Annotated in this window: 18 protein-coding genes; 3 read left to right on the forward strand and 15 right to left on the reverse strand. The window is 69.6% G+C overall.

The features are described from left to right. Positions 1–46: 46 nt before the first annotated feature. Complete coding sequence (locus OHN19_RS12780) at positions 47–1,597, forward strand: multicopper oxidase family protein (RefSeq protein ID WP_330264312.1); 1,551 nt, start codon at positions 47–49, stop codon at positions 1,595–1,597. Between the two features lie 20 nt (positions 1,598–1,617). Here OHN19_RS12780 and OHN19_RS12785 read toward each other — a convergent pair whose 3' ends face one another. The 4 genes from OHN19_RS12785 to OHN19_RS12800 form a co-directional block, all read right to left on the reverse strand. Continuing rightward, complete coding sequence (locus OHN19_RS12785; protein WP_330264313.1) at positions 1,618–1,956, reverse strand: DUF1304 family protein; 339 nt, start codon at positions 1,954–1,956, stop codon at positions 1,618–1,620. A gap of 64 nt (positions 1,957–2,020) precedes the next feature. Next, positions 2,021–3,190, reverse strand: a complete 1,170-nt coding sequence (locus OHN19_RS12790) for a cysteine desulfurase family protein (protein ID WP_330264314.1) — start codon at positions 3,188–3,190, stop codon at positions 2,021–2,023. 66 nt (positions 3,191–3,256) lie between these two features. After that, a complete protein-coding gene (locus OHN19_RS12795) occupies positions 3,257–3,523 on the reverse strand; it encodes a DUF4190 domain-containing protein (RefSeq protein ID WP_330264315.1) in 267 nt (88 codons plus the stop codon). Between the two features lie 35 nt (positions 3,524–3,558). Continuing rightward, positions 3,559–3,723: a hypothetical protein gene (locus OHN19_RS12800; protein WP_174269245.1), complete on the reverse strand. Its 165-nt coding sequence runs from the start codon at positions 3,721–3,723 to the stop codon at positions 3,559–3,561. A gap of 125 nt (positions 3,724–3,848) precedes the next feature. Here OHN19_RS12800 and OHN19_RS12805 point away from each other — a divergent pair, with 125 nt between their 5' ends. Continuing rightward, a complete protein-coding gene (locus OHN19_RS12805) occupies positions 3,849–4,475 on the forward strand; it encodes a TetR family transcriptional regulator (protein WP_330264316.1) in 627 nt (208 codons plus the stop codon). Between the two features lie 90 nt (positions 4,476–4,565). Here the strand turns inward: OHN19_RS12805 and OHN19_RS12810 are convergent, their stop codons facing one another. The 3 genes from OHN19_RS12810 to OHN19_RS12820 all read right to left on the reverse strand — a co-directional run bounded on the left by OHN19_RS12810 (position 4,566) and on the right by OHN19_RS12820 (position 6,947). After that, positions 4,566–4,946: a hypothetical protein gene (locus tag OHN19_RS12810; protein WP_330264317.1), complete on the reverse strand. Its 381-nt coding sequence runs from the start codon at positions 4,944–4,946 to the stop codon at positions 4,566–4,568. A gap of 129 nt (positions 4,947–5,075) precedes the next feature. Next, positions 5,076–6,065, reverse strand: coding sequence for a YafY family protein (locus OHN19_RS12815; RefSeq protein WP_330264318.1), 990 nt, complete (start codon positions 6,063–6,065; stop codon positions 5,076–5,078). Between the two features lie 27 nt (positions 6,066–6,092). Further along, positions 6,093–6,947 (reverse strand): thioesterase family protein, encoded by an 855-nt coding sequence (locus OHN19_RS12820; RefSeq protein WP_330264319.1) that lies wholly within the window; start codon positions 6,945–6,947, stop codon positions 6,093–6,095. 146 nt (positions 6,948–7,093) lie between these two features. Here OHN19_RS12820 and OHN19_RS12825 point away from each other — a divergent pair, with 146 nt between their 5' ends. Next, positions 7,094–8,314, forward strand: a complete 1,221-nt coding sequence (locus OHN19_RS12825; protein ID WP_330264320.1) for an alpha/beta hydrolase — start codon at positions 7,094–7,096, stop codon at positions 8,312–8,314. On the opposite strand, the gene OHN19_RS12830 is transcribed toward OHN19_RS12825, so the two are convergent. From OHN19_RS12830 to OHN19_RS12865, 8 genes are all read right to left on the reverse strand, one after another. Then, positions 8,223–8,879, reverse strand: coding sequence for a trimeric intracellular cation channel family protein (locus tag OHN19_RS12830; protein WP_123763231.1), 657 nt, complete (start codon positions 8,877–8,879; stop codon positions 8,223–8,225). The genes OHN19_RS12825 and OHN19_RS12830 overlap by 92 nt on opposite strands. A 23-nt stretch (positions 8,880–8,902) precedes the next feature. Continuing rightward, entirely contained in the window at positions 8,903–10,294 is a 1,392-nt protein-coding gene (locus OHN19_RS12835) for a M1 family metallopeptidase (protein WP_330264321.1), read from the reverse strand. Positions 10,295–10,392: 98 nt separating this feature from the next. Continuing rightward, complete coding sequence (locus OHN19_RS12840) at positions 10,393–11,775, reverse strand: dipeptide ABC transporter ATP-binding protein (protein ID WP_330264322.1); 1,383 nt, start codon at positions 11,773–11,775, stop codon at positions 10,393–10,395. After that, positions 11,772–12,863, reverse strand: a complete 1,092-nt coding sequence (locus OHN19_RS12845) for an ABC transporter ATP-binding protein (protein WP_330264323.1) — start codon at positions 12,861–12,863, stop codon at positions 11,772–11,774. The genes OHN19_RS12840 and OHN19_RS12845 overlap by 4 nt, the downstream gene beginning before the upstream one ends. Continuing rightward, positions 12,860–13,867, reverse strand: a complete 1,008-nt coding sequence (locus OHN19_RS12850) for an ABC transporter permease (protein WP_020139913.1) — start codon at positions 13,865–13,867, stop codon at positions 12,860–12,862. The genes OHN19_RS12845 and OHN19_RS12850 overlap by 4 nt, the downstream gene beginning before the upstream one ends. Positions 13,868–13,936: 69 nt before the next feature. Continuing rightward, on the reverse strand, positions 13,937–15,688 hold the full coding sequence (locus OHN19_RS12855) for an ABC transporter substrate-binding protein (protein WP_330264324.1): 1,752 nt from the start codon (positions 15,686–15,688) through the stop codon (positions 13,937–13,939). A gap of 59 nt (positions 15,689–15,747) precedes the next feature. Further along, on the reverse strand, positions 15,748–16,746 hold the full coding sequence (locus OHN19_RS12860; RefSeq protein ID WP_330264325.1) for an ABC transporter permease: 999 nt from the start codon (positions 16,744–16,746) through the stop codon (positions 15,748–15,750). Between the two features lie 335 nt (positions 16,747–17,081). Beyond that, on the reverse strand, positions 17,082–17,876 hold the full coding sequence (locus tag OHN19_RS12865; RefSeq protein WP_330264326.1) for an enhanced serine sensitivity protein SseB C-terminal domain-containing protein: 795 nt from the start codon (positions 17,874–17,876) through the stop codon (positions 17,082–17,084). Positions 17,877–17,910: the final 34 nt, after the last annotated feature.

Genomic DNA, 17,910 nt, shown 5'->3' on the forward strand with positions numbered 1-17,910 from the left:
GTTCACCTCAGTGTTCCCGTAGGCCGCGGCCCGAAGCTCCCCGGCCATGACACACACCACAGAGCCGGACCGAGGCGCGTACGCGCGGGACGGCCGGAAAACCAAGGGCGAGCACCACATGGAGATCAGAGGTCACAAGAAGGGTTTGCACCGGCGGAAGTTCCTCGGCGGTATGGCCGGCGCGGGCCTCACCGCGGTGAGCGCTGCCGGGGCGGCCTTCTCCCTGCTGACCGACGGCACCCGCAGCAAGGCGGCGGCCGCGACGGACCGCATCCTCACCGTGCCGGAGTTGCTGGAGGGCACCACGGCCGACGGTACGACCACCTTCACCCTGGCGGCGCAGACCGGCACCGCCGAGGTGCTCAGCGGGGTCACCAGCAGCACCGCGGGCTACAACCGGTCGTTCCTCGGCCCCACCCTGAAGTGGACCAAGGGCGAGACCGTGCTGCTGAACATCACCAACAGCCTCACCGAGGACACCTCCGTCCACTTCCACGGCGCCCATGTCCCGCCCAGGATGGACGGAGGTCCGCAGAACGCCTTCTCGACCGGGACGGTCTGGTCCCCCACCTTCACGGTCAAGGACGGGGCCAAGACCCTCTGGTACCACCCGCACGCGCTGGGCACCACGGCCAAGCAGGCCACCCACGGCCTGGCCGGAATGATCATCGTGAAGGACGACTCCACCACGTCCGCCGCCCTGCCCGGCGACTACGGCGTCGATGACATCCCGCTCATCTTCCAGTGCCTGGCCGTGGACAGCGCCGGAGACATCAAGTACGACCAGAAGGGCTATCTCAGCTCCGGCCTCAGCTTCCCGCTGCTGGTGAACGGCGAGAACGTCGACGACACCACGCTCGGCTTCTCCGCCACCAGGACGCGCAACCGCTTCCGGGCGCTCAACGCCTCGCCCTCGGACATCATCACACTCCGGCGCAGCGACGGCGGCACGCTGACCCAGATCGCCACCGAGCAGGGTTATCTGACGGAGGCGACCGAGGTCACCAGTATCCGGCTGGTGGCCGGCGCCCGAGCCGAGTTCGTCATGGACGTCACCGCGGACGTCACCCTGGAGGCCGTCGTCACGACCGGCTGGATCCGCGGCGGCTCCGGCACCTACGAGTTCCTCACCGTCCGCGCGGGCGGCACCGACACCCCGGAGAACCTGCCGAGCACCCTCAACACCATCGAGCGGTACGACACCTCCGGCTTCACCGCCCGAACCATCACGCTCAGCAACGCGGGCGCGACCATGAAGATCAACGGCTCGGCGGGGCTCACCATGGCCGGCATGGCCATGATCCGCACCACGCTGGGCGCGAAGGAGATCTGGACGATCACCAACGCGAGCCAGCTGGAGCACTCCTTCCATCTGCACGACGTGCCCTACCAGTTGATCTCGATCAACGGGGAGGCCCCCACCGGGGTCGATCTGGGCTGGCGCGACACCTACGAGGTGGTCGGCGGCGGCACCATCGTCATCGCCATGGAGTTCACCGACTTCGCCGACGACACGTACATGTACATGCTCCACTGCCATCTGCTCCAGCACGAGGACCAGGGAATGATGGCGTCCCTCATGGTCACCGAGAGCTGAACGGTCGCGGAGAGCCGAGTTCAGAGCACGGCTGCCGCCGGCAGCACCAGGGCCGGCGGCAGCCCCTGCCCGAGGGCTCCCCGCCACAGCCGCGGGAAGGAGGCGGCGAAGGTGAGCGAGGAGGCGATGAGACACGCGCAGAGGTAGAGGATCAGGGTGCGGCCCGCGGTGGGTTCGCCGACGCGCAGCGCGACCACCCCGGCGACCAGGCCGAGCCCGAGGAGCAGGTTGTAGACGGCGACGCCCGAGCGCCACAGGGTGACCTCGGGGGCGTCGGCGGGGGACGTGGTGAGGAGGACGCGCACCGCCGCACGGCCGTAGAAGAAGCGTTCGAGCACGCCGACGGCGAGATGGGTCACGGCCGCGAGCAGGGTGAGACCTGGGATACGAGGTTCACGCCAGGAGTGTCCTGCGCGGGGACCGTTACGTCAGCCCCGCCGCGCGAGCTCGCTCCACGGCAGGGCCGATGGCCTTCGCGAGCGCCTCGACGTCCGCCTCGGTGGAGGTGTGGCCGAGGGAGAAGCGCAGGGTGCCGCGGGCCAGGTCGGGGTCGGTGCCGGTGGCCAGCAGGACGTGGCTGGGCTGGGCCACACCGGCGGTGCAGGCGGAGCCGGTGGAGCACTCGATGCCCTGGGCGTCCAGGAGGAGGAGCAGGGAGTCGCCCTCGCAGCCGGGGAAGGTGAAGTGGGCGTTGGCCGGGAGCCGGCCGCCCGGTGCCGGGTCGCCGCCGAGGATCGCGTCCGGGACCGCCGTACGGACCGCCTCGACCAGGCTGTCGCGCAGGGCGCCGATCTCCGAGGCGAACCACTCGCGCTGTTCGGCCGCGAGGCGGCCGGCCACCGCGAAGGAGGCGATGGCGGGGACGTCGAGGGTGCCGGAGCGGACGTGGCGCTCCTGGCCGCCGCCGTGCAGGACGGGGACGGGGGTCCACTCACGGCCGAGGACGAGCGCGCCGATGCCGTACGGCCCGCCGATCTTGTGGCCGGAGACGGTCATCGCGGCGAGGCCGGAGGCGGCGAAGTCGACGGGCACCTGGCCGAAGGCCTGCACCGCGTCGGCATGCAGCGGGACGCCGAACTCCGCGGCGACGTCGGCGAGTTCGCGGACCGGCAGGACGGTGCCGATCTCGTTGTTGGCCCACATGACCGTGGCCAGGGCGACGTCGTCGGGGTTGTGGGCGATGGCCGCGCGCAGGGCCTCGGGGTGGACCCGGCCGTGCTTGTCGACGGGGAGGTACTCGACGGTGGCGCCCTCGTGCTCGCCCAGCCAGTGGACGGCGTCGAGGACGGCGTGGTGTTCGACGGGGCTGGCGAGGACCCGCGTCCTTGCGGGGTCCGCGTCGCGCCGGGACCAGTACAGGCCCTTCACGGCGAGGTTGTCGGCCTCCGTGCCGCCGGAGGTGAAGACGATCTCGCTGGGGCGGGCGCCGAGCGCCTCCGCGAGCATCTCGCGGGATTCCTCGACCGTGCGGCGGGCCTTGCGGCCGGATGCGTGGAGGGAAGAGGCGTTGCCGGTGGCGCCGAGGTGGGCGCTGAGTGCCTCGACCGCCTCGGGAAGCATCGGGGTGGTCGCGGCGTGGTCGAGGTATGCCATGGTGACGCCGATTCTACGGGGCGTACCCGAGCGGCCTCAGGCCAGGACCGGCCGGTCCCGGCGGCCTCACAGGCTCCAGGAGACCGTGCTGTCGAACTGCATGAAGGCCACCAGGACCAGCAGGTCGGCCACGCCGAGACCGAGACCCAGGTAGGCGCGGCCGCGGCGGGCGGTGCCGCGCCACAGGGCCACCGAGGCCAGGACGATGGCGATCGGGCCGAGGAAGACGTTGAGGACGAGAAGGCCGAGGAGGCCGAGGACGAAGGACGCGACGGCCATGCCGTCGGCGTCACGGGCCCCGGTGCGGGGGCTGGCCTGCGCGGTGAGCTGCATGGGAATCAGTGCTCCTGGGGACGGTGGGGCGGCGGTCAGTGGGACGGGGTGCGGCGGCGGGCGTGGCGCTCGCGGAGCGCGAAGACGCCCAGCCAGACGGCGATCACGGCGGCGGCGACGGCGGTGAAGGTGAACGGCGCGTGGGCGACGGTGCCCAGGACGACGCCGAGGAGCATGAGTGCGGCGACGAGGAACAGCATGGGACGGATCCCCCTCCGGTCGTTACGTTTGGGTGAACAGTTGTAGTTACAGTTGTTCACTGACTCCAGAGTCTAGCGCGCTGCACGGCTTTCCAATTACGGAGAACAGTTGTTAACTGGATGACATGAGTCACACCCTCGGCATCCGGCAGGCACAGAAACAGAAGACCCGGCAGTCGCTCCTGGACGCGGCGCTCGGACTGCTGGAGGAGCAGAGCCTGAGCAGCCTGGGCCTGCGTGAGGTCACCCGGGCCGTCGGCGTCGCCCCGACCGCCTTCTACCGCCACTTCCGCTCCATCGCGGATCTCGGCGTGGCCCTGGTCGAGGAGGCGCTGGGCAGCCTGCACCCCATGATTCGGACGACGGTGTCCACGGTCGACGACCACGACCAACGCATCGAGCGCGCCATCGAGTTGATCGCCGGCCATGTCCACGGGTACCCCGCTCACGTCCGTTTCATCGCCCGCGAACGACATGGCGGAGTCCAGCCGGTGCGGGAGGCCATCCGGGACCAACTGGCCCGCTTCGGGCAGGAGGTGAAGGAGGAGCTGGCCAAGGACCCCGTGTCCGACGGCTGGAGCGACGACGACCTGCTCATGCTCGCCAACCTCTACGTCGACCAGATGCTGATCACCGCCTCCCTGTTCCTGGAGGCGCAGGAGGCGTCGGACGAGGAGCGCGCCCGGGTCGCCCAGGTGGCGAAGCGACAGATGCGGTTGATCAGCGTCGGCCGGCATCACTGGCTGGACTGACGCTCCGACAGCACACGTCGGCGGCGCACAGGGGCGGCGCCCCCGTTCACCGGGAGTGCCGCCCCTGTCGTACGGCGATTTCGCGCCAGGTCAGCTCTTCGTGGCCGCCGCGCTCGGGGCACCGCTGGGCGCGCCGCTCGGGGCCGCGCCGCCACCACCGGGACCGCCGCAGCCGCCGCCCGTACCGCCACCGGGGCCGCCCTGACCGCCCCGACCGCCACCGGGCGCGCCGCTCGGCATGCCGGAGGGGTTCCCGCTGGGCGCGCCCGAGGGCCGGACGGTGGCGTTGCCGGTGGGCGCGCCCGAGGGGGCGCCGCTCGGCATCCCGGAGGCGTTGGGGGCCTGGCAGTTCTGCTGACCCGAGGTGCCGCTGTTCGAGGTCGACGACGAGTCGCCCGAGCCGCAGGCCACGAGGGCGAGGGGCGACAGCGCCAACAGGGCCGCGGCGGGGAGGAGACGCAGACGCTTCATGAGAGACAGCTCCAGGGAGGATGAGGAAGTCCTGAGGCCCGGAACTCAACCAACGCCGTTCAGGGGCCCCTTGAGTTCGCGCTGTCCTCCGCCTGTGCGCCGGGCAAAGCGCGTCTAAAGCACCCCCTCCTAGCCGGGGTTCTCTCCCGGCCCCTCCCCTGCCCGCTGGTACAGGGCCGTGACAGAGGCGGCCGCCCCGGCCAGTTCCGCGCGCACCTCGGGCGGTGCGAGCACCTCCACCCGGTCGGAGAACATCAGGAGTTGGCGGGCCTCGACGACCGCCCCGAACACCAGCCGGGCCGTCACCCACCCGCCTGTGCCGTCGTGCTCGGGGAGTTCGGCCAGATACGGCGTCATCAGCCGCCGGAACAGGTCGAGTCGGTCCCGGCGGACCCGCACGGTGACCTCGACCCCGGTGGGGCGCTCCTCGACCTGGCGGCGCAACTCCTCCCAGACGTCGGCGAGTTCGGCACCGGGCCGCCGCCTCACGGGATCGTCCAGCACGGTCGCGGAGCGCACCCGGTCCACGCGGAACAGCCTCGGCAGCCCGCGCCGGTCGGCGACCAGGTACCAGACGCCCGCCTTGGCGACCAGGCCGTACGGATCGACGGTGTACGTCCGGGTGGTGCGCTCGCCGCTGTGCCGGTAGCGCAGCCGCAGCCGGCGGTCGCTGAACACGGCGTCCTGCAACACGTCCAGGTCGGCGGCGGGTTGCGGGCCGCCCTTCCAGCGGGTGGCGTCGACCAGGACCCGGCGGGAGGTCACTTCGGCGGCCGGGCGGTGCGGGGCGGGCAGCGCGGCCATCACCTTGCGCAGGGCCGAACCCAGGGCGGAGTCCAGGCCGAGGGCCGCGTGGACGCCCTGGGCGGCCAGGACGAACAGCGCGCGGGACTCGTCGGCGGTCAGGCCGGTGACGTCGGTGCGGAAGCCCGCGAGGAGTTCGATGCCGCCGTGCCGCCCACGCTCGGCGTAGACCGGGACACCCGATGCGGAGAGGGCCTCGACGTCCCGGTAGACGGTGCGGACGGAGACCTCCAGCCGCTCGGCGAGTTCGGGGGCGGTCACCCGGCCGCGGGTCTGGAGCAGGAGCAGGATCGACAGGAGGCGGTCGGACTTCACCCCACCAGGATCCCTCCCGGGGCGGGCTCAGCCCAGCCGCACCCGGGCCAGCTGCCGCGACTGCGCCACCAGCCGGTCCGTGCTGTCCCAGACCTCGGCGTCCTCCTCCAGGAAACCGCCGGCGAGGTTGCGGGTGGTGATGGAGACGCGCAGGGGGCCCGGGGCCGGGCGGCACCGCACGTGCACGGTCAGTTCGACCGTCGGCACCCAGCCCTTGAGGCCGATCTCGAACGCGGTCGGCGGCAGCGCGTCCACGGCGAGGAGCAGCGAGAGGGGGTCCATGTCCCGGCCGTCGGCGAGCCCGAACCAGGCCCGCATCTCCCCCTTGCCGGAGGGGGCGCCGAGGGCCCAGCCCAGGGTCGACGGGTCCAGCTTGAGCATCAGCCGCTCGGTGATGGCCGAGCTGCCGTCGACCGGAGCCGGGCCGTCCTCCGGGCCGAAGCACTGGTCCATCGGCGGGAACGCGGGCGGCTTCGCCGTCGTACGGACGTCGTCGGGGAGGGTGTCGAGGTCGCCGTAGGAGGCGAGGACGCGGATCCGCTCGACCTCGGTGCCCTCGTCGTCGTACTGGAAGAGCGAGGCCTGGCCGGTGGAGAGGGTGCGGCCGGTGCGGACCACGTCCGTGCGGATCACCGCGGGTCCGGGCTGGGACGCGGTCAGGTAGTGCGCGGAGATGGTGAACGGGTCGGCGTGCGGAAGGGCGTCCGCGAGGGCGCGGCCCAGGACCGCCAGGAGGTAGCCGCCGTTGACGGCGCTGATGATCGTCCAGCCCGCGGAGAGGTCGATGTCGTAGACGCCGGGGGCGCGGCGGGTGACCGCGGTGTCCCGGTCGAACTCGCTGTCGCCGATCGTGGCCCGGGTGACGGAGGCTGCTTCTGGCATGCCTGAACGGTACAACAACTAACTACTAAGCGGTAGCTTTTCTTCGGGATCACGGAAGACCGTTCCAGGTGAGACCCCGGCAATTTCTCGGTAAGTGTCCGTACTCGTCCGTAAACCCGGGGCCCGCCCGCCCCCTCTACAGGGACATGAGTCTCACCGGGACCGCGTTCCTCTACACGCTGATCGTGCTGTCCGTCGTCGCCGTCGCGCTGCCGCTCGCCCTGTGGTCGCGGATCAGAGGGCCGCGGGCCCTGCGCGCCACGGCCCGGCTGCTGATGGTGCTGTTCGCCCAGGGCACGGCGGTCGCCCTCGTCTTCGTGCTGGTCAACAACCAGAACAACCTGTACGACAACTGGGCCGACCTGCTCGGCACCGGCGACCACGTCCAGCAGGCAGCCAACCTGGGCGCCGACGGCACCGGCGGCATCGCGCTGAAACGGTTGCCCAGGGTGAAGCAGCGCTTCACGAACGCGGGCGGCCCCGGCATGAAGGGCGTGCGGGTGACCCAGCTCAAGGGCCGCGTCTCCGGGGTCAACGCCGAGGTCTACGCCTGGCTGCCGCCGCAGTACCACGAGCCCGCCTACCGGCACCACAAGTTCCCCGTGGTGGAGCTGCTGTCGGGCTACCCGGGCTCCGCGAAGGCCTGGTTCGGCTCGCTGCACGCGGTGAACCAGCTGGCACCGCTCATGCGGAGCGGCCGGGTGGCGCCGTTCATCCTGATCGCCCCGCGGATGAACCTGCTGGCCGGGGTGGACACCGGCTGCGCCAACATCACCGGCACGGTCGACGCCGACACCTGGCTCAGCGTGGACGTGCCGAAGATGGTCACCGACAACTTCCGCGCCCAGTCCGGGCCGGCCGGCTGGGCGGTGGCCGGGTACTCGGCGGGCGGGCACTGCGCGACCAAGCTCGCCGTCGCCCACCCCGACCGCTACCGGGCCGCGGTCAGCATGTCCGGGTACAACGACCCGATCGGTGAACGCAACTCGCTGGCCTCCGAGACCCCGGCCCTGCGCCGCGCCAACAACCCCTACGTGCTGCTGCGCGACGACCGCGTCCCGCCCGCGATCGCGCTGTACGAGTCCGGTCAGCCCGGCGACGGCTACGAGGCGGCCATGGGCCTCGAACAGGTCGCGAAGGCGCCGACGACCGTGCACGTCGTCTACATCCCGAAGAGCGCGGGCGGCCACAACATGGCGCTGTGGCGGCCGCAGGTGGTGCCGTCCTTCGTCTGGCTGACCGAGGAGATGGGACTGCTGCACGGCCGCGCGGGCGCTACTCCTCACGCACGGTCGAGCGCCGGTTCCAGGCCCGCGGAGCTCGCCAGTGGAACCGCATCGCGAGCAGGCGCAGCACGAAGGCCGTGAGCGCCGCGAGCCCGCTGGTGAACGGGGTGAGGGCGTCGTAGCGGATGCACAGGACGACCATGGTGGCGCCGACGATCGCCGGGACCGCGTACAGGTCGCGGTCCCAGCGCAGCAGCGAGGGCACCTCGTTGGCGAGCACGTCCCTGAGCACACCGCCGCCGACGGCGGTGGCGAGGCCGAGGGTCGCCGACTGGGTGAGGCCGAGCCCGTACTCGTACGCCTTGGTCGTCCCGGCGACGCAGAACAGGCCGAGGCCCGCCGCGTCGAAGACGTTCACACCGACCTGGATGCGCTCCACGTGCGGGTGCAGGAAGAAGACCAGGAGGGCGGCGAGCAGCGGGGTGAGGAAGTACCCGAGGTCCGTGAAGGCGGCGGGCGGTACCGCGCCGATGATCAGGTCCCGGAACAGCCCTCCGCCCAGCGCGGTGACCTCGGCGAGCACGGCGATGCCGAAGACGTCGAAGTTCTTTCGGACGGCCAGCAGCGCGCCGGAGATGGCGAACACGAAGATGCCGACGAGGTCGAGCGTGTGCTGGACGGAGGGGCTGAACAGTTGCTGGAGCACACCGCATTGTCGCGCAGTGGCTGCTACAGGGCGGGCTTGCCCTTCGTGAAGAGCCAGGTGCGGAACAGGTCGTCGAGCTGCTGTCCGCTGACCTTCTCGGCGAGCCGGACGAAGTCGGCGGTGTCGGCGTTGCCGTAGCGGTGCAGCTTGGTCCAGGCCGGCAGGAGCTTGAAGAAGGCCTGGTCGCCGATGCGTTCGCGCAGCACCTGGAGGGTCATCGCGCCGCGCTGGTAGACCGCGGAGGCGAACATGGTGTCGCGCTGCGGGTCGCCGACGACGGTCTGCCAGAAGGCGCTGTCGGCGGGCCGGGCGTCGTAGCCCGCGATGAAGGAGTCGTGGGCGCTGCGGGTGCCCTTGTGCTCGGCCCACAGCCACTGGCTGTACGTGGCGAAGCCCTCGTTGAGCCAGATGTCCTTCCAGTGCGCGACGGAGACGCTGTCGCCGAACCACTGGTGGGCCAGCTCGTGCACGATCGTCGTCTCGTTGCGCACGGCCGAGTAGACCGGCTTGGTCTGCACCTCCAGCGAGAAGCCGGCCTGCGGCATGTCGTCGACGATCGCGCCGGTCTCCTCGAAGGGGTACGGCCCGAAGACCTGCGACCAGTAGTCGGTGGCCTCGGCGGTGACGCCGTACACGTCGACGTTGTTGCTGTTCTCCAGCACCGGGTCGATGGCGGTGTAGATGGGGATGCCGCCGGGGGTCCTCCCGGTGCGGACGTCGAACTTCCCGATGGTGGCGGTCGCGAGATAGGTCGCCATGGGCTTCTTCTCGCGCCAGTGGGTGTACGTCGAGCCGCCCTTGTCGTACGTCGACACGAGCCGGCCGTTGGAGACCGCGGTCAGGCCCTTGGGGGTCCTGATGCGGATGTCGTAGGTGGCCTTGTCCGAGGGGTGGTCGCTGGACGGGAACCAGGTGGAGGCGGCGTTGGGTTCACAGGCGACGAAGACGCCGTCGGGGGTCTTCATCCAGCCGTAGTCGGAGCCGAAGACGATGGGGCCGCTGAGGGGTTCCGGGACACCGCCGTAGGTGACGGCGACGGTGAAGTCCTTGCCCTTGCGCAGGGATTGGCGCGGGGTGACGCGGATCTCGTCGCCGTCGCGCGTGAACTGCGCCCGCCCGCCGTTGACTTGGACCTCGGTGACCTGGAGTTGCTGGAGGTCCAGGTCGAAGGAGGAGAGGTTCTGGGTGGCGCGGGCGGACAGGGTCGTACGGCCGTCCAGGCGGTCGGTGTCCGGGTCGTACGCCACGTCGAGGGTGTAGTGGCGGGCGTCGTAGCCGCCGTTGCCGAGGTTCGGGAAGTAGGGGTCTCCGATGCCGGGGGCACCGGGTTTCGGGCCCGGGGCGGCCGCGATGACAAAGAAGGAAGCCGCCGCGGTCGCGACGGCTCCTAAGCGTGCCGAACGGGAGAGTCTCATGGTGTCGTCCCTTTCGAGCGTGTACCGATAAGTCGGACACGGACGACTCTTCACTCTCCCGTTCGGGCATGTGCATGACTTTGCCAACTCGTCATGCGTTACTTCTCGGTTGACTCCTGACCGGGGGATTCCGGTTCGGTGGGGTCGGCTGTCGGCTGCGGGTCGGTGGGGGCCGGTCGCGCAGTTCCCCGCGCCCCTGAGTCGGTCGACTCACCGGTCTTGAGCGGTGCCGTGGGTGTGGTCTTGGCACCCGGGCCCGTCTTTGCGACCGAGGCCTCGGTATCCGCCGCGACCTCCGCCTCCGGCTTCTCCGGGGTTTCCGCGGAAGCCTCTGCGTCCGCCCCCTGGGGAGCCTCGACCTCTGCTGCCACCGCCGCCGAAGTTTCCGCCGACGCCTCCAGGACCTCGTCGGCGACCAGCGATGCCGCCTCCTTCGCGACCGACAGCAGGACCGTGTCCTGCGGCGCCTGGTCCGCGAAGTTCTCCGGGTGGTGGCAGGCGACGCGCTGGCCGGGACGCAGCTCGATCAGCGCCGGTTCCGTCGTCTTGCAGATCTCCGTGGCCTTCCAGCACCGCGTGTGGAAACGGCAGCCGGAGGGCGGGGAGATCGGGGACGGGACGTCGCCGCGCAGCAGGATGCGCTCGGACTTGGCACCCCGGCGCTTCGGGTCCGGCACCGGGACCGCCGACATCAGCGCCTTGGTGTACGGGTGCATCGGCGCCTCGTACAGGGCGGTGCGGTCGGCGAGTTCGACGATCTTGCCGAGGTACATCACCGCGATGCGGTCCGACACGTGCCGTACGACGGACAGGTCGTGCGCGATGATCACGTACGTGAGGCCGAGCTCCTCCTGGAGGTCGTCCATCAGGTTCACGACCTGCGCCTGGATCGACACGTCGAGGGCCGAGACCGGCTCGTCCGCCACCACCAGCTTCGGCTTCAGGGCGAGCGCCCTCGCGATGCCGATGCGCTGGCGCTGACCGCCGGAGAACTCGTGCGGGTAGCGGTTGTAGTGCTCGGGGCTCAGGCCCACCAGCTCCAGGAGGCGCTGGACCTCCTTCTTCACGCCGCCCTCGGGCTCCACGCCCTGGAGCCGGAAGGGCGCAGAGACGATTCCGCCGATGGTGTGCCGGGGGTTCAGGGAGCCGTACGGGTCCTGGAAGATCATCTGGATGTCCCGCCGCAGCGGACGCATCCCGGCCGTGTTCAGCCGCGTGATGTCCTGACCCTCGAAGTGGATCGTGCCGCCGGTCGGTTCCTGGAGGCGGGTGATGACCCGGCCCATGGTCGACTTGCCGCAGCCCGACTCGCCGACCACGCCGAGCGTCTCGCCCTTGCGGACCTCGAAGTCGATGCCGTCGACCGCCTTGACCGCGCCGACCTGCCGCTGGAGCACGCCCTTGCGGATCGGGAAGTGCTTCTGGAGGCCCTCGACCTTCAGCAGGACCTCGGAGTCGGCGGCTTTCTTCGTCTCACTCACAGCTTCGGCGCAATCTCTTCGGTCCAGATCCGCGTGCGGTCCTCCTGCGAGAGGTGGCACGCGGAGAAGTGCCCGCCGCCGACCTGCTGGAGCTCCGGGCGCACGGTACGGGTGACATCGCCCTTGGGGATGTCCGCGTACGGGCAGCGGGGGTGGAAGGCGCAGCCCGAGGGGACGTTGATGAGGCTCGGCGGCTGGCCCTTGACGGGGATGAGCCGCTCGGACGTCTCCCGGTCGATGCGCGGCATCGAGCCCAGCAGGCCCCAGGTGTACGGGTGCTGCGGGCGCTCGAAGACGTCGTCGACACTGCCGCGCTCCACGCACCGGCCGCCGTACATCACGAGGACGTCGTCGGCGATCTCGGCGACCACACCCAGGTCGTGGGTGATGAGGACGACCGCGGAGCCGAACTCCTTCTGCAGGTCCCGGATCAGGTCGAGGATCTGCGCCTGGACGGTGACGTCGAGGGCGGTGGTCGGCTCGTCCGCGATGAGCAGCTCGGGGTTGTTGACCAGCGCCATCGCGATCATCGCGCGCTGGCGCATACCGCCGGAGAACTCGTGCGGGTAGCTGTCGACGCGCTTGCCGGGCTCGGGGATGCCGACCCGGTCGAGCATCTCGATCGCCCGCTTGCGCGCGGTCTTCTTGTTGACGTCGTGGTGGACCCGGTACGCCTCCACGATCTGGTTGCCGATCGTGTAGTACGGGTGCATCGCGGACAGCGGGTCCTGGAAGATCATCGCCATCTCGCGGCCGCGCAGCCGGCGCACCTCGTCCGGGTCGGCGGAGACCAGCTCCTTGCCGCCCAGCCAGATCTCGCCGGACATCTGCACGTTCTTGCCGCGCGCGCCGAGCCGGTGCAGGCCCATGATGGCCAGCGAGGTGACGGACTTGCCGGAGCCGGACTCGCCGACGATGCAGAGGGTCTTGCCCTTCTCCACCTGGAAGCTGAGCCCGTCGACGGACTTGACCAGGCCGTCGTCGGTCGGGAAGTGCACCTTGAGGTCGCGGACCGCGAGGAAGGCGTCGGGAGCGTTGCCGGGCCCGGGCTCGCCCAGGGCGGCGCCGGTCTTGGAGAGTTCGGTCACGAGAGCCTCACCCGCGGGTCGGCGGCGGCGTACAGCAGGTCCACCAGGAGATTTGCGACTACGACGAAGATGGCGGCCAACAGGGTCACGCCGAGGATCGGGGGCAGGTCGTTGTCGGTGATGCCCTGGACCGCGTACTGACCGATGCCGGGCAGCGAGAAGACGGTCTCGGTGATCACCGCACCGCCGAGCAGCAGCCCCAGGTCCATGCCGAACACGGTGATGATCGGCGTCAGCGCTGCCCTCAGGCCGTGCCGGCCGACCACGTTGCGCTCGCGCAGGCCCTTGGCGCGGGCCGTGCGGATGAAGTCCTCGTTCATCGTCTCCAGCATGCCCGAACGGGTCAGCCGGGCGTAGATGGCGGAGTACAGCAGAGCGAGCGAGCACCAGGCCGGGAAGAGCGTGTTGGCCCACTGGGCCGGGTTCTCCGTGAACGGCACATAGGTGCGGCCGAAGATCGGCCACTGGTAGGTGAAGAGCAGCAGCGCCAGGTTGCCCGTGAAGAACATGGGCAGCGAGACACCGGCGAGCGCGACGCCCATGAAGCTGCGGTCGAAGAAGCTGCCGGGCTTGAGCGCGGAGATCACACCGATCACGACACCGGAGACCAGCCACAGCACGGCGGCACCGAGGGCCAGCGACGCGGTGACCGGGATGCGCGAGGTGAGCTGCGGCCAGACCGCCTCGTGGGTCTTGAAGGAGTAACCGAAGCACGGCGCGTCGCAGTGCGCGGTGGTGGGACCCAGGTTGTAGGTGGCCCCGGACACGACACCCTTGATGAAGTGCCAGTACTGGAGGTACAGGGGGTCGTCCAGACCCAGGTTCTGCTTGACCGCGAGGATGTCCGCCTTCGACGGGCTCTTCCCGAGGTACTGCTGCGCGAGCTGGTCGGCGGTCTGACCGGCCATCCGTGGCAGCAGGAAGAAGATCGCGAAGGTGACCGCGGTGACGACCAACAGCAGGATCACTGCCGCGAACGTCCGACGGAGGATGTACGAGATCACGGGGACCGGCGCTGGTGCCCGTGGGCCGCGAAGCCCACGGGCACCAATGCCTTCACCTGCCTTCCGGGGCTACTTCTTGGTCGTGCCGATGTTGAGGTAGTCGTACTGACCGCTGAAGGCCGCCGAGGACACCAGGTTGGTGAAGCCGGCCGGACGGTACAGCAGGACCTTGAAGTAGGTCAGCGGGACCAGCGCCGCCAGGTCCATCGCACGCTTGTCGATCTGCCCGTACAGGGCGTTGCGCGCGGTGTCGTCCTCGGTGGCGATGGCCTTCTCCAGCATCTCGTTGATCTGCTTGTCGTTCAGATACGAGAGGTTGGTGTTGCCGGACGCGCCGATCGCGTCACCGTGCAGGATCTGCTGGAGGAAGCCGTAGCCGGAGGGCCAGTCGGCACCCCACTGCATCATGTGCAGACCGATGTTCTGCTTCTTGTCGAAGCTCGGCACACCCGCGTAGTCGGTGAAGTACTTGCCCGACGGGTACTGCTTCATGCTGGCGTTGATGCCGACCTTCTTCAGCGAGGCGATGATCGCGGTGGCCGCGTCGATCTCCTGCGGACGGTCGCTGCGCGCCGAGATGTTGGTGCTGATCGTCGACTTGCCGCAGGCCTTCAGCTGCTCCTTGGCCTTGGCGACGTCACCCTTGTTGCCGGTGGTCGCGTAGACGTCGGCCTTCTGGTAGCCGGGGATGTCCGGCGGCAGGACGGTGGTGGCGATGTCACCGCGGATCGGGCCACCCTCGGCGGTCTGCACGGAGACCTTGTCGATGGCGTACTCGACGGCCTTGCGGCACTCGACCTTGTCGAACGGCGCGACCTGGGTGTTGATCGCCATGTAGACCAGACGGCCACCGTAGGTGTTGTCCGTGTTGGCCTTCAGGTTGGAGTCGTTGACGACCTTCGCCTGGGTCGCGGCCTGGACGCCGGTACCACCGAGGTCGATCGCGTCACCGGCCTGGACGTCCTGGTCGATCGTCTCGGCGTTGACCTTCAGCTTGACGACGATCTTGTCCGGGTACTGCTTGCGCAGCGGGTCGGTCTTCGCGTCCCAGTTCTCGTTGCGCACGAGGACGGCCTGCTGGCCCTCCTTGTAGCTCTGGAACTTGTACGAGCCCGAGGAGACGATGCTCTTGACGTAGTCGACGCCGGTGTCCTTGGCCTGCGGGACCGGGGCCGTCTGCGGCGTGGCGACCAGGTAGTCGAACTCCTGGAAGGGACGGTTGAGCTTGAAGACGATCGTGGTGTCGTCCGGCGTCTCGATGGACTTCAGGCCCTCGGCGCTCTTGTCCTTGTAGGGGCCCTTGTACTTGTCGCCGCCCTCGAGGAACTGCTGGAAGTAGTTCGGGCCGAGGGAGAGCACGTCACGCGCGAAGTTCGAGCGCTCGACGGCGTACTTGACGTCCTTCGAGGTGATCGGGGTGCCGTCCTGGTACTTCAGACCCGAACGGATCTTGTACGTCCAGGTCTTGCCGCCGTCGCTCGGCTGGCCGGCGCTCTCGGCGAGGTCCGGGACCAGCTTGTTGCCCTCCTCGCCCGGACCGGGCTGGAAGGTCATCAGCGGGCGGGCGTACAGCCGGCTGAGGTTGTACATGTAGGCGTAGTACGTGTTGCCGGGGTCGAAGGAGTCCGGGACGTCGGAGTACTCGTACGTGACCGTCCCACCCTTCTGGGTGGAGGCGTTGACGACACCCTTGGTCGCTGCGTTGGCCCCTGCCGACTTGCTTCCGTCTCCACCGTCGTTGTCATCGGCCTTGCTGCAAGCCGAGAGCAACAGGCTCGCACTGCCGATGGCCGCCACTGCGGCCAGCGCTGACCTTCGCATGATGGTCTGCTTCCCCTTCAATTGTCGGAAATCTTGTGGACTCTCACCGCGGCCGCGGGTCAGCGGCTGCGCGGGTCGAGAGCGTCGCGGAGACCGTCGCCGAGCAGGTTGAACGCCAGGACGGTCACGAAGATGGCCAGACCAGGCACGATCATGAACTGGGGGTCGACCTGGTAGTAGTCGACCGCCTGGTTGATCATGCCGCCCCAGGACGCCTGCGGAGGCTGGATGCCGACGCCGAGGAAACTGAGGGACGCCTCGAAGAGGATGTTGGTCGGGATGAGCAGCGTCGAGTAGACGATGATCGGGCCGACGAGGTTCGGCAGCAGCTCCCGGAAGAGGATGTAGGGCCCCTTGGCCCCCATCCCCCGGGACGCGTCGACGAACTCCCGCTCGCGCAGGGCCAGCGTCTGGCCGCGCACGATGCGGCCCAGATAGGGCCAGTTGAAGAAGCCGATGATGAAGATCAGCACGCTGATGTGCAGCGGCAGGCCCTCGAGGCCGAAGGCACCGCCCTGCAGGGTGGCCGAGATGGCGATGGCGAACAGCAGCAGCGGGAACGCCAGGAAGGTGTCCATCAGCCGGCTGATGATCGTGTCGACCCGGCCGCCGTAGTACCCGGCGACCACGCCGAGGACCGCGCCGATCGTGTTGGACAGGATCGTGGCACCGAAGGCCACGACCAGGGAGACCCAGGAACCCTCGAGGATGCGGGTGGCGATGTCGCGGCCGAACTTCGGCTCGACGCCGAGCGGGTGGTCCCAGCTCATGCCGCCCCAGTCGCCCTTGGGCAGCGAGGTGTTGGGGTCGATCAGATCCTGGTGCAGGGCGTTCGGGTCCAGACCGAAGAGGGCCTGGATGGGACGGGACAGCACCGCGACCAGGATCAGCAGGATGACGATCACGCCACCGGCGACCGCCACCTTGTCCCTCTTGAAGCGGGACCAGGCGATCTGCCCCAGGGAACGGCCCTCGATCTGCCCCTTGCCGGCCCCGGCGAGGACAGCCTCAGGCTGCGCCTCGGCCTGCGCCCCGGTGGTCTCGATCGGTGCGGTCACAGTGACCCGACCCCTCTCGCCGGTGGTGACCGGCCTACACCTGCCGTGGATTACGGCTTTGTCGACTTGCTCAGCTCACAGGAACATCTGATCCTGCGTCTGCCTGGGGAGTCTTCAGCTTCGCTGCGATCACCCGCCAGGCCTGGCGAGGAAAGTATGCGTAACCGTGATGCAGTACGAGGGATTCCGTTATCCGAACAACGGGTAACGCCTCCCGGACGCATGCCAGTTGGGACAGAACGGCACAATAAGCGACATCGGTGATGATCCGCCGCTATCTACGCGCGAAGAAATGTGGCTGTTACGTAAACGAGCCGAACGGGTTGCTTTGACTCTCAGTAACCGCCACGGGCCGGCGGGTAGCCGTACCCCGCCGCCGGGGCCTGGGCCGGAGCGCCGTGCGCCTCGCGGTCGTAGAAGGGCCGGGCCCCCGCGCGCATCCACAGCGCAACCGGGTCGTACTCGTCGGACATCGCCACGGTCGACACCGGCAGCCCCTCCGGGACCGCGCCGATGGACTGCTGCATCATCGCGCGCACCGAGTCCACGGCCGACGGGCTGGTGTCGTACACATCCAGGCCGATGGCGAGATACGGCGCCCCGAGCGCCGGCTGCACCCAGGCGCGGCGCAGTGAGCGGACCGCCGGGGTGCGGTGGGCGTTCTGCACGAGCAGGGCGTAGAACTGCGGGACCTCGATACCGGGCTCCGAGAGCCGGAGCGGGCCCGCGGGCTGGCGCTCCAGGCCGGTGGCGATGCGGCGCAGGTCGAGCCAGGGGATGCCGACGCCACCGCCGGGGGCGTGCGGATTCAGCCAGAGACCGTAGTGGTCGGGGTAGAGGGTGCGGGCGACGTCGATGCCGTCGACGACCTCGTAGGAACGGTTCCAGCCGCTCGCGGAGAGCTCCTGGGCCGAGGTCACGCAGGGGGCGTAACCGTGGCCGTCGACCTCCATGTTTCCGTACTGGGCGTCCGGGGAGCCGGACTGGCCGTGCCACAGCAGCATCCAGATCTGGCCGGCGGTCGGGGTCGCGAGGGCGCGCAGCAGTGCCTCGTAGGCGTCGTAGCGCCCGGGGGTCACCTGGCGCAGCATGTGCTCGACCGAGCCGGTCGCGGTGCCGCTGGCGCTCACGTCGTATCGCCCCTTCTTGAAAGTTCCCCGAGTA

Origin of the sequence: Streptomyces griseorubiginosus (genome assembly GCF_036345115.1) — a bacterium.
Lineage (GTDB): Bacteria > Actinomycetota > Actinomycetes > Streptomycetales > Streptomycetaceae > Streptomyces > Streptomyces griseorubiginosus_C.

Excerpts from the sequence above, each read along its gene's own strand:
- OHN19_RS12780 (WP_330264312.1), top strand. The coding sequence starts at position 47 with ATGACACACACCACAGAGCCGGACCGAGGCGCGTACGCGCGGGACGGC.
- OHN19_RS12790 (WP_330264314.1), bottom strand. The coding sequence starts at position 3,190 with ATGGCATACCTCGACCACGCCGCGACCACCCCGATGCTTCCCGAGGCG.
- OHN19_RS12795 (WP_330264315.1), bottom strand. The coding sequence starts at position 3,523 with ATGCAGCTCACCGCGCAGGCCAGCCCCCGCACCGGGGCCCGTGACGCC.
- OHN19_RS12800 (WP_174269245.1), bottom strand. The coding sequence starts at position 3,723 with ATGCTGTTCCTCGTCGCCGCACTCATGCTCCTCGGCGTCGTCCTGGGC.
- OHN19_RS12805 (WP_330264316.1), top strand. The coding sequence starts at position 3,849 with ATGAGTCACACCCTCGGCATCCGGCAGGCACAGAAACAGAAGACCCGG.
- OHN19_RS12810 (WP_330264317.1), bottom strand. The coding sequence starts at position 4,946 with ATGAAGCGTCTGCGTCTCCTCCCCGCCGCGGCCCTGTTGGCGCTGTCG.
- OHN19_RS12820 (WP_330264319.1), bottom strand. The coding sequence starts at position 6,947 with ATGCCAGAAGCAGCCTCCGTCACCCGGGCCACGATCGGCGACAGCGAG.
- OHN19_RS12825 (WP_330264320.1), top strand. The coding sequence starts at position 7,094 with ATGAGTCTCACCGGGACCGCGTTCCTCTACACGCTGATCGTGCTGTCC.
- OHN19_RS12835 (WP_330264321.1), bottom strand. The coding sequence starts at position 10,294 with ATGAGACTCTCCCGTTCGGCACGCTTAGGAGCCGTCGCGACCGCGGCG.
- OHN19_RS12855 (WP_330264324.1), bottom strand. The coding sequence starts at position 15,688 with ATGCGAAGGTCAGCGCTGGCCGCAGTGGCGGCCATCGGCAGTGCGAGC.